Below are 14,561 nucleotides of genomic sequence, written 5' to 3' on the forward strand. Positions count from 1 at the left end.
TTTTTTTGACAAAAGGTTAACATGCGGGGAAAAGTATGTTACAGTAATTCTGCGCTATATTTGGATTGACCAAAACAGCAGCAAGGAGGAAAAAAATGAATACAGCAACAGTAACAAAGGATTCTGTAAACAAACCAAGGAGCAGGGTTCAGCGTATGACCATGCTTGCGATCCTGGCGGCGATTGTAATCATCCTGCAGGCGGCAGTAAGCATACCGCTCGGACCATTCACCATTACATTGACGCTTGTTCCGATTATTATCGGAGCGATTCTTGATGGCCCGGCAGGCGGAGCGTTTCTGGGAGCGGTATTCGGGGCCGTGGTATCGATTCAGGTCATCACCGGAGCGGCAGGCGCTTTTTCGACAATGATGCTTGAGTACCAGCCGGTGGCTACGATTCTCGTCTGCATCCTGAAGGGAACCTTTGCCGGTCTGGTGAGCGGACTGTTTTTCCGTCTGTTCTCCAGAATCAATTTCTACACAGGAGTTGTCCTGGCGGCGATTATCGCGCCAATCATAAATACGGGAATTTTCAGTGTCACCGCTCTTACGATTTTCCGCGGACTCATTGCAGGTGCGCTCGGAACAGACCAGAATCTGCTCGGCGTTTTTCTGACAACCTTTATCGGATTAAACTTCGTGGTTGAGTTCATAATCAATGTCGCACTCACCCCGATAATCATCCGCATTCTCCGGATTGTGAAGAAAGACAGAAGCTGAGCGTAAACGGGGGAATACAAATGATTCTCGCAATCGACATCGGAAATACACATATGGTTCTCGGCTGTATCCGTGAGTCGGATAATAAAGTGATTCGTCACATTCAGATGAGTACCAACAAAATCGAGACCTATCATGAATATGCTGCAGAAATCAGCAGAATACTTGCTCTGGAGAAGATAGACCCGAAGGAATTCCGGGGATGTCTGATTTCATCGGTTGTACCGTCTGTCACCCATGTGGTGGCTGAGGCAGTAAGACTTCTGACCGGTGAGAATGCACGAATCCTCGGAGAAGGCGTTGAGGTCGGCCTGGAACTCGACATGAACGGAATTCCCGCGTCGGCAATCGCGGGGGATCTTCTGGCAACTGCTGTCGCTGCAAAGGCGGAATATCCGATGCCGGCGTTGATCATCGATATGGGAACGGCAACCACGATGACCGCTCTTTCATCCGCGGGTGTTTATCTGGGAGGCTGCATACTTCCGGGGCCGGGAACTGCCCTGAAGGGCCTGATCGCGGATACTTCTCTTCTGCCCGCCGTTGATTTTATAGCGCCAGACCGGGCAATTGCAAAAGATACTGTGAACGCGATCCGCAGCGGTATCGTCTACGGCTCTGCCGGACAGATAGACGGCCTTCTGGACCGGTTCACAAATGAGCTTTCTGAAATTGAGGGAAGAGAGGTTTCGCCTACGTGTCTGGCTACCGGCGGTATGGGACGGCTGATCGCGCCGTTCTGCCGTCATTCGATCATTGTAGACAATGAACTGCTTCTGAAGGGACTGGGTATTATCTGGAAACTGAATCAGAAGTAAACGAAAAATCCCGATGAACTGAATCAGAACGAAAAATTCCGATGAAGGGTTAGAATATCGGGGAAAAAATAGAGCCGGGAAAAGCGGCACCGTGGAGGTGCCGCCTTTCCCGGCTTTGTAATCCTTATCAGGATGTAATCGTCTGCGCTAACAGCCTGTAATAATCTGCACGATCAAGATGTAATCGTCTGCGCACTGTCATCTGGCGATGGCAGCGTTTGCAGGCGTTTTTTACATCCACTTGAAGTTATTCTGCGGTTATTCTACGGTTACGGATTTCGCGAGATTTCTCGGCTTGTCAACATCGAGGCCCTTTGCGACACTGATGTAATAGCCCAGAAGCTGAAGCGGAATCACGGCAAGGCTTGCTTCGAAAGCCGGTTCCGTCTTCGGAACGTATACGACAAAGTTCGCGACGTCCTCGATGCTGTAATTCCCGTTGGTGGTAAGCCCCATGAGATAAGCGCCTCTGCTCTTGACCTCGACCATATTGCTGCGGGTCTTCTCATAGAGATCCTGCTGTGTGCAGACACCGACCACCAGAGTCCCGTCTTCGATCAGGCTGATTGTTCCGTGTTTCAGTTCGCCTGCAGCATATGCCTCGGAGTGAATATAGCTGATCTCCTTCATCTTAAGGCTGCCTTCCATGCAGATCGCGTAGTCAATGCCACGGCCGATGAAGAAGACATCGTGGGCGCTGGCATATTTTGCCGCAAACCACTGGATACGCTCCTTATCCTCAAGCTCCTTTTCGATGTGATCCGGGAGCGCCAGAAGGGCGTCGATATACTGTGCTTCCCGTTCCTCGGAGATAGAGCCCTGTGCGGTACCGATTGCAATGCCGAGGAGGTAGCTGGCAATAAGCTGACAGCTGTATGCCTTGGTGGTGGCAACTGCGATTTCCGGTCCGGCGTAGGTGTACATCACGTGATCGGCTTCACGCGCGATCGACGATCCGACGACATTGACAATGGCGAGAACCGGAATATTCCGGTCTTTCGCCAGGCGAAGTGCAGCCAGTGAATCGGCGGTTTCTCCCGACTGAGAGATGATAATAACGAGAGAGTGTTCCTTCTGAAGTTTGGGGTTCCGGTAACGGAATTCCGAGGCGAAGTCAACCTCTACGCATATGTCAGTCATCTTTTCAAGCGCGTATTTCGCGACCATTCCGACATGGTAGGCAGAACCGCAGGCCACAATGTATACGCGGGTGAGATCCGCAAGCTGTCCTTCGGTCAGATTAAGTGCCTCGAGGTTTACATGGCCGTCCCTGAGATAGGCATTGACCGTGTCTCTGACCGCCTTCGGCTGTTCATGAATTTCCTTAATCATGAAATGCTCGTAGCCGCCCTTTTCCGCTGCTTCCGCATCCCATTCAATGGTCTTGAGTTCCTTCTGGATCTCGTCGCCGTCCAGATTATAGAAGGTGATTCCGTCTCTGGTAAGCCGTCCGACCTCCATGTTCCCGATGTAATACACATTCTTGGTATATTTGAGAATGGCGGGAACGTCGGAACCGAGGAAGGAGCCGTCCTTGTTGGTGCCGAGCACCATGGGACTGTCCTTCCGGGTTACATAGATTTCACCCGGATAGTCCTTGAACATGATGGCAAGAGCATACGAACCACGGATACGAACCTGCGCGTGGTTGATGGCGTCAATCGGGGTGCCTTCGTACTTCTTGTAATAGTAGTCGATCAGCTTGATCGCAACCTCCGTATCGGTTTCGGAGTAGAAGGTGTAGTTATGGCGCAGAAGCTTTGCCTTGAGCTCCTGGAAATTCTCGATGATTCCGTTGTGAACGCCGACGACATTCATATCATCGCTGCAGTGAGGGTGGGCGTTAATCTCCGAGGGTTCGCCGTGGGTTGCCCACCTGGTGTGCCCGATTCCGCAAAAGCCCGGAACAGCAGCGCCGTTGTCGGTCTTGTCCTTCAGTTCGGAAAGACGGCCCTTAGCCTTGACGATGATCGTCTTGTCTCCATTTCGTACGGCGATTCCGGCGGAATCATATCCGCGATATTCCAGCCGTGTCAGACCCTCAAGAAGGATCGGAGCCGCCTGGCGGTCGCCGGTATATCCTACTATTCCACACATGATAAATATCTCCTGTCTTTCTTCATATGAATCTGCATAAGGCGGAAGGGAACAGACCCTTCCGCCTGCATATAGTCTAACATACATCAGTGCCCGGAGAAAATCAACCCGGGCGGCACGGACCGCCATATCTGAAGCGCCTGCCGGTTTGTGAATGCAGCAGAGCTGTGAAATGTCTGCCGGTTCGTGAATACAGCGGAGCTGTGAAATTAATGTCATGAACCGAGACAGCCGGCAGAATTCTCAGGCCCCGTATTTTCTGCGGATGATGCAGGCTATTCTCTCACATTCATCTTCGCAGATCCGGTCGGTTTCTGCCTCCGCCATAATCCGGAGCAGTGGCTCCGTGCCGGACGGTCTCACCAGGATTCGTCCGTTGCCGTTAAGGCTCCTGTTCGCCTGATCGATGGCATCCTGAACCTCCGGATCGCCCATGACCTGATTCTTATCGGTAACCTTTACATTTACCAGAAGCTGCGGGTAGATCTTCAGGCCCTCACAGAGCTCATTGATTGTGCGGCCGGTCTCCTTCATGATCTTCAGAAGCGCGAGGGCGGTGACAAGTCCGTCGCCCGTTGTCTCGTATTCACTGAAGATGATATGACCGCTCTGTTCGCCTCCGACGATGTATCCGTTTTTCAGCATGCAGTCATAGACATACTTATCGCCGACGTCGGTTTTTTCCACATGGATGCCCTCACGCTCCATCGCTTTCCAGAGACCGAGGTTTGCCATGACAGTGGTGACAACGGTATTCCCCTTCAGCATTCCCTTGTCGCGATAATATTTGCCGCAGATATAAAGCACAAAGTCTCCGTCTACAAGTGCGCCGTCAGGCCGTACCGGGATCTGCCGGTCCGCGTCTCCATCAAAGGTGAGGCCGAGATCAAAGCTTCCTGTCTTCATGAATTCGCGGAAAGCATCCGGGTGGGTGCTGCCGCAGTTGTTGTTGATGTTAATACCGTTGGGCTTGTTGTTCATGACCGTGCAGGATGCGCCCAGACGGGTCAGAACCTTTTCTGCCGTATATGTGCTGGATCCGTTTGCGCAGTCCATGGCAACACGCATTCCGGTGAGGTCTGTCGGGAATGTACGGCAGATAAAATCGATATAATGATCAATGCCCTGCGGGTAGGGAATTACACGGCCGATTTTTTCATCCGTCACAAAATGGATGGTCTCCTTGCCGTCGATATAATCCTCGATCAGAGCTTCCACCTCGCCCTGGAGCTTTATGCCGTCCTTTGAAAAAATTTTGATTCCGTTGTCATAGAACGGATTATGGGAGGCGCTGATCATGGCGCCTACGGCAAAATCTTCATGAACCGTGAGGTAGCAGATCATCGGGGTCGGGCAGTATCCTGCCAGATACGCGTCGCATCCCTCGGAAGCAATGCCGGCAGCAAGCGCGTTCTCCAGCATATCAGAGGAAAGACGGGTGTCCTTTCCAATGATGATTTTGCTTCTGCCGTTTCTGCTGTAATAATAGCCGAGATATCTTCCAACCTCAAAAGCGCGGGAAGCCGTGAGCCCCTCATTTGCCTTGCCGCGGATGCCGTCTGTACCGAAATATCTTCCCATTATCTCTTCTCCTCCGGGATAATTTTTCTGATTACTGTTCCGTTGTCCTTCCAGATGGAATTCTCAGGAAGAACTCCTCTGACACAGGAGGTCGGATAAATATTGCAGTTTCTTCCGATGACCGTGCCTGGATTGAGGACGCTGTTGCAGCCGACTTCCACATGATCTCCGAGCATGGCTCCGAATTTCTTGAGACCGGTCTCGATATTTTCATCCTGTCCGTGGACAACCACCGGGAGCTTGTCGGATTTGACGTTGCTGGTGATGGATCCTGCGCCCATATGGGAGAAATATCCGAGAATCGAGTCCCCGACGTAGTTGTAGTGCGGCGTCTGAACATGGTCGAAGAGAATGACATTTTTCAATTCAACCGAATTTCCGACTACGCAGTCAGCGCCGACAAGGGCGGAGCCACGGATAAAGGCACAGTGCCTGACCTCTGTGTTCGGTCCGATGATACACGGTGCGCCGAGGTAGGCAGACGGGAAAATCCGTGCTGTCCGATGAACCCAGACGTGCTCGGAAACCTCTGTATATTCATTTTTGTCGAGATCCCTGCCAAGGGAGAGGATCAGGTCCTTAATTCCTGCAAGAGCCTCCCAGGGATAGGTGAAACGGCTGAGATAGTCCTTTGCAAGAGTGTGATCCAGATCATACAAATCTCTGATAGTGTACATATGATGCTCCTCTATATGTTGGAATAATATATAGTTTATTACTATATCACAAAATGTAAGGAAGCGCTACTGCCCTGATCTCGCTGTGATGCCGCGCACCGGTCAGTTTTCTTTAGTCTTCTTTCCTGTCGCAGCCTGTCAAGGTTAAGACGCCATTTTCGCATGTGATTTCGAACCACGCACAGTTTCCGACAGGATTCTCCCAGAAGGTCTTCAGGGGATCTGCGTGAATGTGAACGAGAGCGGCACGTATCACGCCTCCGTGAGTGGATACCAGAATGCTTTCTGCCGGTTTTTCTCTTTTCAAATCCTCGAGAAAACTGCTCACCCGCTGGATCAGACGGATTCCGCTTTCCATGCCCGGACCGGGAATATAGTTGCCGAAGTCATACAGCATGGTGTGCAGGGTTTTGGGGTTCATCTTCTCCCACTTCTGTCCCTCAAACGGCCCGAAGCTGATCTCCTTCAGCCGGTCATCCATGGTCAGCCGCTCGGCCGGAAGACCTGTCGCAAGCATGGCGGTCTCCACCGCGCGCTCCTGCGGGCTTGTGTATACGAGATCAAAATGCAGTCCCATTGTCCGGAATTCTTCCCGAACTTCCCGTGCCTGCCTCCGGCCTTTTTCGGTAAGAGCGGCATCCGGGGAGTTAATCTGACCCTGGAACCGGCCGCCGAGCGCGTTAATCCTGGTTTCGCCATGCCTCAGAAGATAGATTTTCATAATAGATCCTTTCGCTCGCGGATGGATATCGGAATAATGACCGGAATGATCTGGAGATTCCATCGGTAACTGCCGGAATCATCTGGAAAACTCGGCAGCAACAGCCGGAATCATCTTGAAATTGCGGTAACAGGTGCCGGAGGAGTCTGTTTTTAACGTTACGGGTCAATATGGTAGCCGGCATTTTCCAGCGCGTGGAGCGCTTTCTCGATGTTCTGCTTCTTGACCATGATATAATCTGTATTATAGGTAGAGACTACGAAAATACTGATGCTGTTCTCTGCGAGTATTTCCGAGATCTTTGCAAGGATGCCGATCTGATTAAAATCAAGCTGTCCCTCGATTCTCATAGCCTTCCATCCGTAGTCGACATCGGTGGCGTTTTCCGGGATATATCTGGTCAGACAGACCAGGGAATTCTCTTCATCAGTACGCTCCATGAAGCAGAAATTTTTTTCCAGGTTTGTCTCACTGAAATCCTTTACCTTGCAGACGGAAAATTCCTCGTCTATTACCTTGATATTCATATCATCCTCCGAAACATATATGATATAGTTTACAACAAACTGTCAGTTGAAACAGATACCGGTTATCAACGGGTCAGAAACTCACCCAGACGATCCTTTTCATTCCGGTAGTCCTCAATTCCGAGATCATAGAGGCGGCGGTTTTCTTCCGGATCCATCGCGTAGGTACTCATCTCAAGATGCCTGCTCGGCGCGAATACAAAAGCCTTCCCCTCCTTCTCGAGCTCAAAGACTCTGCGAAAACGCTGCATATAGCTGATGTGCCTGTTGTTCAGCGCTTCCACGATTTTTGGATATTTCATAATACGCAGAGAGTAGAATAACCGCATGTGCTCTGGCTTTTTCTGAAAATCCCTGGGTTTTGAGAGAATGACAACGATCTTGTCACAGCCGCCCTGACGCAGAGCATGGTCGACAGGAATCGGGTCGGAGACGCCGCCGTCAAAATACGGAGTACCGTTGATAAAGCGGGGTCTGCATGCGGCAGGCAGGGCACAGGATGCCTTGATAATTTCATAATTGTCCTGGGACATCTGCTTCCCGGAAAAATAGGCCGGAACACCGGTGAGTGCATTGGTAGCGACGACTTCATATTCGGCCGGATTCGCTGCAAGCTTCGGATAATCGAGGGGATCGTCGCCGTCGTGGTTTGTCATTGTGCTGTATATAAAGTCCAACCCGAAGAGATCGCCTGTTTTCAGAAAACTGTTAAATCCAAAATATTCTTTTCGCTTCAGATGTTCGGTGTAATAGCGAAGATTTCTCTCCCGCTGGCCTGCCAGAAAGGAGGCACAGTTCGCCGATCCGGCGGATACGCCGATCACATAATCGAAGCAGATCTCATCGTCCAGAAATTTATCCAGAACGCCGGCGCTGTATGCGCATTTCATACCTCCGCCTTCGACTACAAGTCCGATTTTGCTCATTTTTTTCCTCTTTCTGCTGGAAACGCAGCTGTAAGTGAAATAGTCCCTGCGGATGAAGCCACAGGTTCAGGTGAAATAGTCCCTGCGGATGAAGCCACAGGTTCAAGTGAGATCAGATGCAAAGCCCGATCACTGCGAGAACCAGAAAACAAACCATGAGACCAGCTGATACAATCAGAAGAATTCTCACCGGCAGCGCGTTATCGCAGTAACCGAGCTGAAGAGAATTGATCAGAATGATTCCCGCCAGAGAGGAAATCACAGAGGTGGCTCCTACTGCCCCGAACACAATTCTGGGTATCCGGGTATGGTCGATAAAAAAACCGAAAACAACGCCGATCAGTATCGCGGCTGCGATAATCAGTCCGACAAAAATTTTCTCAAGGTGGTAGAATTCGTCCGTATCATACATATTTTCTCGGTTCTCCAGACTCATCATGATTGTTTTATACTTCCTCGTTTTCCATGAAAATACCCGAAAATCCGATACGACAGATTTCCGGGTAAGTAATATGCCGGTGGTGGGACTCGAACCCACACGCCATTGCTGACAACAGATTTTGAGTCTGTCTCGTCTACCGATTCCGACACACCGGCGTTTGTCAGAAAATAAAACAGAGTGCCTTTTTCGGGCACTCTGTTAGTGTAGCATATCGGGTATTTAAAATCAATGCAAAGTTCACAGCTCGTCGCTGACACACAATGCCCGCCTGCGGGGTATGGCGGTTTACTGCTCTCCGAACATTTTGCGGTATTCCGGGGTGAAATCCAGAGTGGCAAAATAATCCTTTGGCGTTTCAGGACGACGAATCATCTCGTAGCTGCCATCAGCCTTCAGAAGGATTTCCGCAGACCAGAGTTTTCCGTTGTAGTTGTATCCCATGGAGAAACCATGTGCTCCTGTGTCGTGTATATACAGAATGTCGCCCTTCTTGATTTCCGGGAGCATGCGGTCGATTGCAAATTTGTCGTTATTCTCGCAGAGCGAACCCACGATATCGTATTTGTGATCGCATTCCGCGTTTTCCTTGCCCATCACTGTGATGTGATGGTACGCGCCGTACATGGCGGGGCGCATCAGGTTGACCGCGCAGGCGTCCACACCGATATATTCCTTGTAGATGTGTTTTTCGTGAATCGCGCGGGTGACAAGGGCTCCATAGGGGCCCATCATGAAACGGCCCATTTCGGTGAAGATCTTGACGTCGCCCATTCCTGCCGGTACGAGGATCTTGTCGTAGACCTTGTGCACACCTTCGCCGATGACGTGGATGTCGTTCGGCTCTTCCCATGGCTTGTAAGGGATGCCGACACCGCCGGACAGATTAATGAATCCGATGTGCGCGCCGGTTACGTTCTGAAGCTTTACGGCGAGATTGAACAGGACTTCGGCAAGCTTCGGATAATACTCGTTTGTGACCGTATTGCTTGCGAGAAAAGCATGGATGCCGAACTCCTCGACGCCCTTCTCCTTCAGAATACGGAATGCCTGAAAGAGCTGGTCTGTCGTCATACCATACTTGGAATCCCCGGGATTGTCCATGATTCCATTGGAAAGCTCGAACAGCCCGCCGGGATTGTAGCGGCAGCAGATCCGTTTCGGGACATATCCCAGTGCTTCCTCGATATCCGCAATGCTGGTGAAGTCGTCCAGGTTGATGATGGCATGGATGTCATTCGCCTTCTTGTATTCCGAAAGCGGAGTGTCGTTTGAGGAGAACATGATATGGTCTCCGTCAAAGCCCATTGCCTCGGAAAGCATCAGTTCGGTCATAGAGGAACAGTCGCAGCCACAGTCGTACTCTTTCAGAATTTTAATGAGTGCGGGTGTCGGGGTTGCTTTAACGGCAAAATATTCTCGGAAGCCGGGATTCCAGGCAAATGCTTCCTTCACCGCCTGTGCGTTTTTACGGATTCCTTTTTCGTCGTAAATATGAAAAGGAGTCGGTACATCGCGAATGATCTCTTCAAGTTTCTCCTTTGTGACAAAAGGCGTTTTCTTCATGGGTAGATCTCCTTATAATGACTCCGGCAAACAGATCGGAGGTGAACTTATACAGTATGCGGAGCCCCATTCACGGGACACCGGGTTTCCTGTACCATTAAAACATACTCTGATTAAAATGTAAAACACTTTGTGACTTTACAAAGCTAAAATGTACTGTATAAGCTCTTCGAAAACGCATACAGAATCGTCACGCGCGAAGCACGGAGCAATCCGTAGCTTATACAGTTTGTGGCACGACTTATCGTATAAGGGTTTATTGGATATGCTTATGATTATAAAGGTGATCCTGACAGTATTCGTAGTTTCCGTTGCATTTGGAACAGAACCGGAATTCGAGATTCGGGTCATCGAGTTCTGTTCGTCCGCACACGGCACAGCGGTGAATTGGCCGTCGGCCGCTGTTCGGATTGCCTTGGCCGGCGCCGAAGGTGCTGCGGTCAATTTTGTCTCCTCTGTTTGCGCTGTTTCCGTAAGGGGAGCTGTTCTGCCCGCTATTATAGGGAGAACTGTTCCGGCCGGTGTTGTAGCCGTTCATGTAGCGGCGGAAATTTCTCCGCGTCTGCCGCTGGCTTCTGCTCATGCCCTGCGTTCCATGTGTGAGGAAGAAGAAAATAATCGTGCTGGCGAGTGAGCAGACAATCATGATGATCCTCGGAAGACGCATTGACGCGGGGGAACTGATGACGTCATAGATCAGATAAATGATGTCGACGATGGCCAGGTATTTGATCCGGATCGGTATGATGAACATAAACAGCATCTTCTGATCGGGAAAGGTCAGGGCGAATCCGAGGAAGATGGACAGACTGACATAGTACGTGGAGAACATCATTCCATAATCCACACCGGTGATGGCGTACAGGACGAATGCGCCGATGACGGTCATGATCAGACCGAAGAAAATGTATACGTCATAGAGAAAATCGCCCCAGGTCCGCTCCAGGAGCGTTCCGAGCTGATAGTAACAGATCAGCATGATGATGGTCCAGATATTCAGAGATGACGGGGGAATCAGCCACCAGGATACGAGACGCCACACCTGCCCCTTCAGAATAAGAGATGGTGAAAGCGTCAGATAGTTAAAGACCGTTCCATATTCCGGATTCATGAGTGCCATGAAGTAGAGAATATATCCTGCTACATAGGTCATAATGATGTAAATGGTCAGATGATGGATTGCATACTTTCCGATTTTTCGTTCCAGTTTGTGTAAAAAATCCATGGATCCTGTCCTTTCTTTCCCGTATTAAGACGGATGTCAGGTGAAACAGAATATCCTGTCATCCGGTGATACGATATTGCCGGCTTTCTTGTTAATTTCTACAATTATAAGGGGCAGCCGAAGGGTTGTCAACGTCGCACAATGCCCCAGCCCTGGCGTTGTGCAGTTGTATTGCCGGTTCAGTAATATGCTGCCCGCACACTCCACCAGTTCATGTCATTGATTTATGCCATGGCTGTTGTGTGTGTTGCGGAATGCGCCGCCCGCATGACCGGTACCGGTTCGTAAAACACTTTTTGCCACGGCTTTTGTGCCGGCGTTGGTTGTCTGCAATATTTGACGCATCTTTCTCGTATTCTTCGTTGATAACAATTTAACAAAATGACATAATATGGAATTGTAATCCCGGTTGGATGAAGCCGGATATTAGGACTTTTCAGGCCGGGGTTAGGACAGAACATTGGAATCACAAAGGATTCCGGAACGGTCTCAGAGAATTATACAAGACAGATTCCATAAAGGAGGATACTATGGCTAGATTACGTTTAATGAGAGCACCGCTAAAGTATGTTCAGGGAAAGGATTCGCTGCTTCATTTCTATGAGCAGCTGCAGGATCTCGGATCAAAATGGCTTTTTATCTGTTCACACAGCGGATATAAGAATTGTCATGATAAAATCGAGAAGAGTTTTGAGGGAACAGATAACGTCCGTCATTATGAAGTATTCAGCGGTATCTCCAGTATCGGTGAGATTGAAAAGATGCGGAAGATTGTCCGTGAGGAAGGCATCGATACGGTAGTAGGTGTAGGCGGAGGATCGGCAATTGATACCGCCAAGGCAACCGCATATTATGAGAAGATCCATGACGTCTCCTGCCCCACTGTCTGCGCGACAGATGCTCCCTGCACAGGACTTTCTGTTATTTACAACGATGATCATTCGTTTAACAGCTATCTCTTCTATCCGAAAAACCCGGATGCCGTAATTGTGGACAGCGCGGTTATCGCAAACGCGCCGACCCGTTTTCTGATTGCGGGCATTGGTGATGCGCTCGGTACATATTTCGAGGGAAGAGCCTGCGTTCGTACCGATGCGCCGAGCCTTGAAAATGGTGGAATTACCCGTTCTGCCATGGCACTCTGTGAGCTTTGCTACAAGACACTGCGTGACTACAGCGCAGCAGCAATTCGCGCGTGTGAGAATCATGTGGTAACACCCGCACTGGATGCGATCATTGAGGCAAATACCTATCTCTCAGGAGTTGGTGCGGACAATGCCGGATTGGCAGCTGCGCATTCCTTCTACAATGGGTACACCGGTCTCGAGAATCATCCGGCGCAGCATGGATTATGTGTTGCATTCGGTACGCTGGTTCAGCTGCAGCTTGAGGGTGCTCCCCGTGAAGAGTTCGATGAAGTGCAGAACTTCTGCCGTGAGACGGGGCTTCCGGTTACGCTTGCAGAGCTCGGTGTAACTACTGATGAACAGGTCAGAAAGATTGCAGAGCTGGCTTGCGTTGAAGGGGAATCCATTCACAACATGGTTGCGGATGTTACAGCGGAGCAGCTTTATGACGCAATCCTGGCTGCAGATGCACTTGGAAAAGAACTGCAATAAGGAATAAAGCGGTTCGTTTCTGAAGCGGTGAGGGGGTGCGGGGGATTGAAAGGACAGCTCCCCTGTGCTAAAGTGATTAATATTGGAGGCGGATGGACTGTTTCGCGGCCATCCGCCTCATATTTTTACCATTCAGTCAGGAGAAAAAAGCATGGCGGGATCAACTTTTGGAACAATCTTTCGCGTCACTACCTGGGGAGAGTCGCACGGCAAAGGAGTCGGCGTTGTCGTGGACGGATGTCCGGCGGGGATTCCTCTTAAAGAGGAGGATATACAGCCCTTTATGGACCGGAGGAAACCCGGCCAGAGCCGGTATACAACGAAGCGTGCGGAATCCGACAAAATTGAAATTTTATCCGGCACCTTTGAGGGAATGACCACAGGAACACCGATTTCGATGATGGTACATAACACCGATCAACACTCGGGGGATTACAGCAGCATCATGGATAAATACCGCCCCGGACATGCGGATTACGGATTTGACAGCAAGTATGGCATACGAGACTACAGGGGCGGCGGGCGGTCCTCAGGCCGGGAAACCATCGGAAGGGTTGCCGCGGGAGCAATCGCTTCTCTTCTGCTCAAACAGCTGGGAATCACGATCACTACCTATGTCAGACAAATCGGGCCGATACCGATCCGGAGTTTTGATGAGAAGGAGATTATGAACAACAAGCTGTATATGCCGGATGCTTCCGCGGCCGCAATGGCTTCCGCATACCTGGAAAAATGTATGTCGGAGAAGAATTCGTCCGGCGCGATGATAGAATGCGTTGTGAAGGGAATGCCGGCGGGAGTCGGGGAACCGGTCTTTGACAAGCTGGATGCGGATCTGGCGAAGGCAATCATGTCGATCGGAACGATAAAGGGAGTGGAAATCGGCGACGGCTTTGGTGTTGTAGAGGCAACCGGTGCGGAGAACAATGATGACTTTACCATCGATGAGAACGGCAGAATCACGAAGCAGACCAATCATGCCGGCGGAATCCTGGGAGGCATCAGCGACGGATCGGATATTGTGATCCGGTGCGCGAGCAAGCCAACTCCTTCTATCGCAAGGCCGCAGCAGACAGTCAGCCGGGACGGGAAAAAGGTTGAGATTGAGATACACGGCAGACATGATCCGATTGTGGCGCCGAGAGCGGTTGTGGTTGTCGAAGCGATGACAGCCATTACGATTGCAGATAAGCTTCTTACTGGAATGGGCAGCCGGATCGAAAATGTGCGCCGGATATGGATGCCTGAGCGCTGAGAAAATTTCCCTGGTTTTTAGCCGTGTTCTCGTTCTCGCGTTATTTCCACGGTACCATGTTCGTTCATATCTGTCGCCACCACAAATGTTCTTGCCCACTGGTGAGCAGGCAGGTCATGTGCCAGGAACAGCGTGGCTGGAATTATTTGGCAGATATAGCAGAACCCCGGCTGGTTTCCAGCCGGGGTTCTGCTATACAGTGCGCCTAGCGGCGCACGTTTCCAACGGGTTCAAGTCCCGAATCCGCCCGGTAGTGGGAAGGATATAGCCGAAGGCTAGGGTGTCCGCCGTGAGACGGAATCTGAAGGAAGCCGGATGTGGGGAACATACTATCCCACGGGCAAATCTCCGGTCTGACGTACAGAAATCTTATACGAGGTTATGCATG

Annotated in this window: 13 protein-coding genes and 1 tRNA gene; 4 read left to right on the forward strand and 10 right to left on the reverse strand. The window is 50.6% G+C overall.

Features of this window, described 5'->3' with window-relative positions:
* The first annotated feature begins 95 nt into the window (after positions 1-95).
* Positions 96-722, forward strand: coding sequence for an ECF transporter S component (locus ACTQ3A_RS07060; RefSeq protein WP_441098967.1), 627 nt, complete (start codon positions 96-98; stop codon positions 720-722).
* A 20-nt stretch (positions 723-742) separates the two neighbouring features.
* Positions 743-1,540 carry a type III pantothenate kinase gene (locus ACTQ3A_RS07065; RefSeq protein ID WP_441098968.1) on the forward strand — a complete coding sequence of 266 codons (798 nt, stop codon included), beginning with the start codon at positions 743-745 and terminating at the stop codon, positions 1,538-1,540.
* A gap of 258 nt (positions 1,541-1,798) precedes the next feature.
* Here ACTQ3A_RS07065 and glmS read toward each other — a convergent pair whose 3' ends face one another.
* From glmS to ACTQ3A_RS07115, 10 genes are all read right to left on the reverse strand, one after another.
* The gene (gene glmS, locus ACTQ3A_RS07070; RefSeq protein ID WP_441098969.1) at positions 1,799-3,637 is read right to left on the reverse strand and encodes a glutamine--fructose-6-phosphate transaminase (isomerizing); all 1,839 of its coding nucleotides are present in this window, start codon (positions 3,635-3,637) and stop codon (positions 1,799-1,801) included.
* A 243-nt stretch (positions 3,638-3,880) separates the two neighbouring features.
* Positions 3,881-5,218, reverse strand: coding sequence for a phosphoglucosamine mutase (glmM, locus tag ACTQ3A_RS07075; protein WP_441098970.1), 1,338 nt, complete (start codon positions 5,216-5,218; stop codon positions 3,881-3,883).
* Positions 5,218-5,895 (reverse strand): acyltransferase, encoded by a 678-nt coding sequence (locus tag ACTQ3A_RS07080; RefSeq protein WP_441098971.1) that lies wholly within the window; start codon positions 5,893-5,895, stop codon positions 5,218-5,220. The genes glmM and ACTQ3A_RS07080 overlap by 1 nt, the downstream gene beginning before the upstream one ends.
* A 112-nt stretch (positions 5,896-6,007) precedes the next feature.
* A complete protein-coding gene (locus ACTQ3A_RS07085; protein ID WP_441098972.1) occupies positions 6,008-6,616 on the reverse strand; it encodes a histidine phosphatase family protein in 609 nt (202 codons plus the stop codon).
* A gap of 158 nt (positions 6,617-6,774) precedes the next feature.
* The gene (locus ACTQ3A_RS07090; protein ID WP_441098973.1) at positions 6,775-7,143 is read right to left on the reverse strand and encodes an ACT domain-containing protein; all 369 of its coding nucleotides are present in this window, start codon (positions 7,141-7,143) and stop codon (positions 6,775-6,777) included.
* Between the two features lie 65 nt (positions 7,144-7,208).
* A complete protein-coding gene (locus tag ACTQ3A_RS07095) occupies positions 7,209-8,069 on the reverse strand; it encodes a patatin-like phospholipase family protein (protein ID WP_441098974.1) in 861 nt (286 codons plus the stop codon).
* A 112-nt stretch (positions 8,070-8,181) separates the two neighbouring features.
* Entirely contained in the window at positions 8,182-8,508 is a 327-nt protein-coding gene (locus tag ACTQ3A_RS07100) for a hypothetical protein (protein WP_441098975.1), read from the reverse strand.
* 74 nt (positions 8,509-8,582) lie between these two features.
* Positions 8,583-8,666, reverse strand: a tRNA-Leu gene (locus tag ACTQ3A_RS07105).
* Between the two features lie 130 nt (positions 8,667-8,796).
* Positions 8,797-10,074, reverse strand: a complete 1,278-nt coding sequence (locus ACTQ3A_RS07110; RefSeq protein WP_441098976.1) for a diaminopimelate decarboxylase — start codon at positions 10,072-10,074, stop codon at positions 8,797-8,799.
* 256 nt (positions 10,075-10,330) lie between these two features.
* On the reverse strand, positions 10,331-11,299 hold the full coding sequence (locus ACTQ3A_RS07115; RefSeq protein ID WP_441098977.1) for a hypothetical protein: 969 nt from the start codon (positions 11,297-11,299) through the stop codon (positions 10,331-10,333).
* Between the two features lie 530 nt (positions 11,300-11,829).
* On the opposite strand from ACTQ3A_RS07115, the gene ACTQ3A_RS07120 reads away from it, so the two are divergent.
* Positions 11,830-12,918, forward strand: a complete 1,089-nt coding sequence (locus ACTQ3A_RS07120) for a glycerol dehydrogenase (protein ID WP_441494460.1) — start codon at positions 11,830-11,832, stop codon at positions 12,916-12,918.
* Positions 12,919-13,069: 151 nt separating this feature from the next.
* Positions 13,070-14,173, forward strand: a complete 1,104-nt coding sequence (aroC, locus tag ACTQ3A_RS07125) for a chorismate synthase (RefSeq protein WP_441494459.1) — start codon at positions 13,070-13,072, stop codon at positions 14,171-14,173.
* Positions 14,174-14,561 lie beyond the last annotated feature (388 nt).

This window comes from Bilifractor sp. LCP21S3_F8 (genome assembly GCF_052117805.1).
Classification (GTDB): domain Bacteria; phylum Bacillota; class Clostridia; order Lachnospirales; family Lachnospiraceae; genus Bilifractor.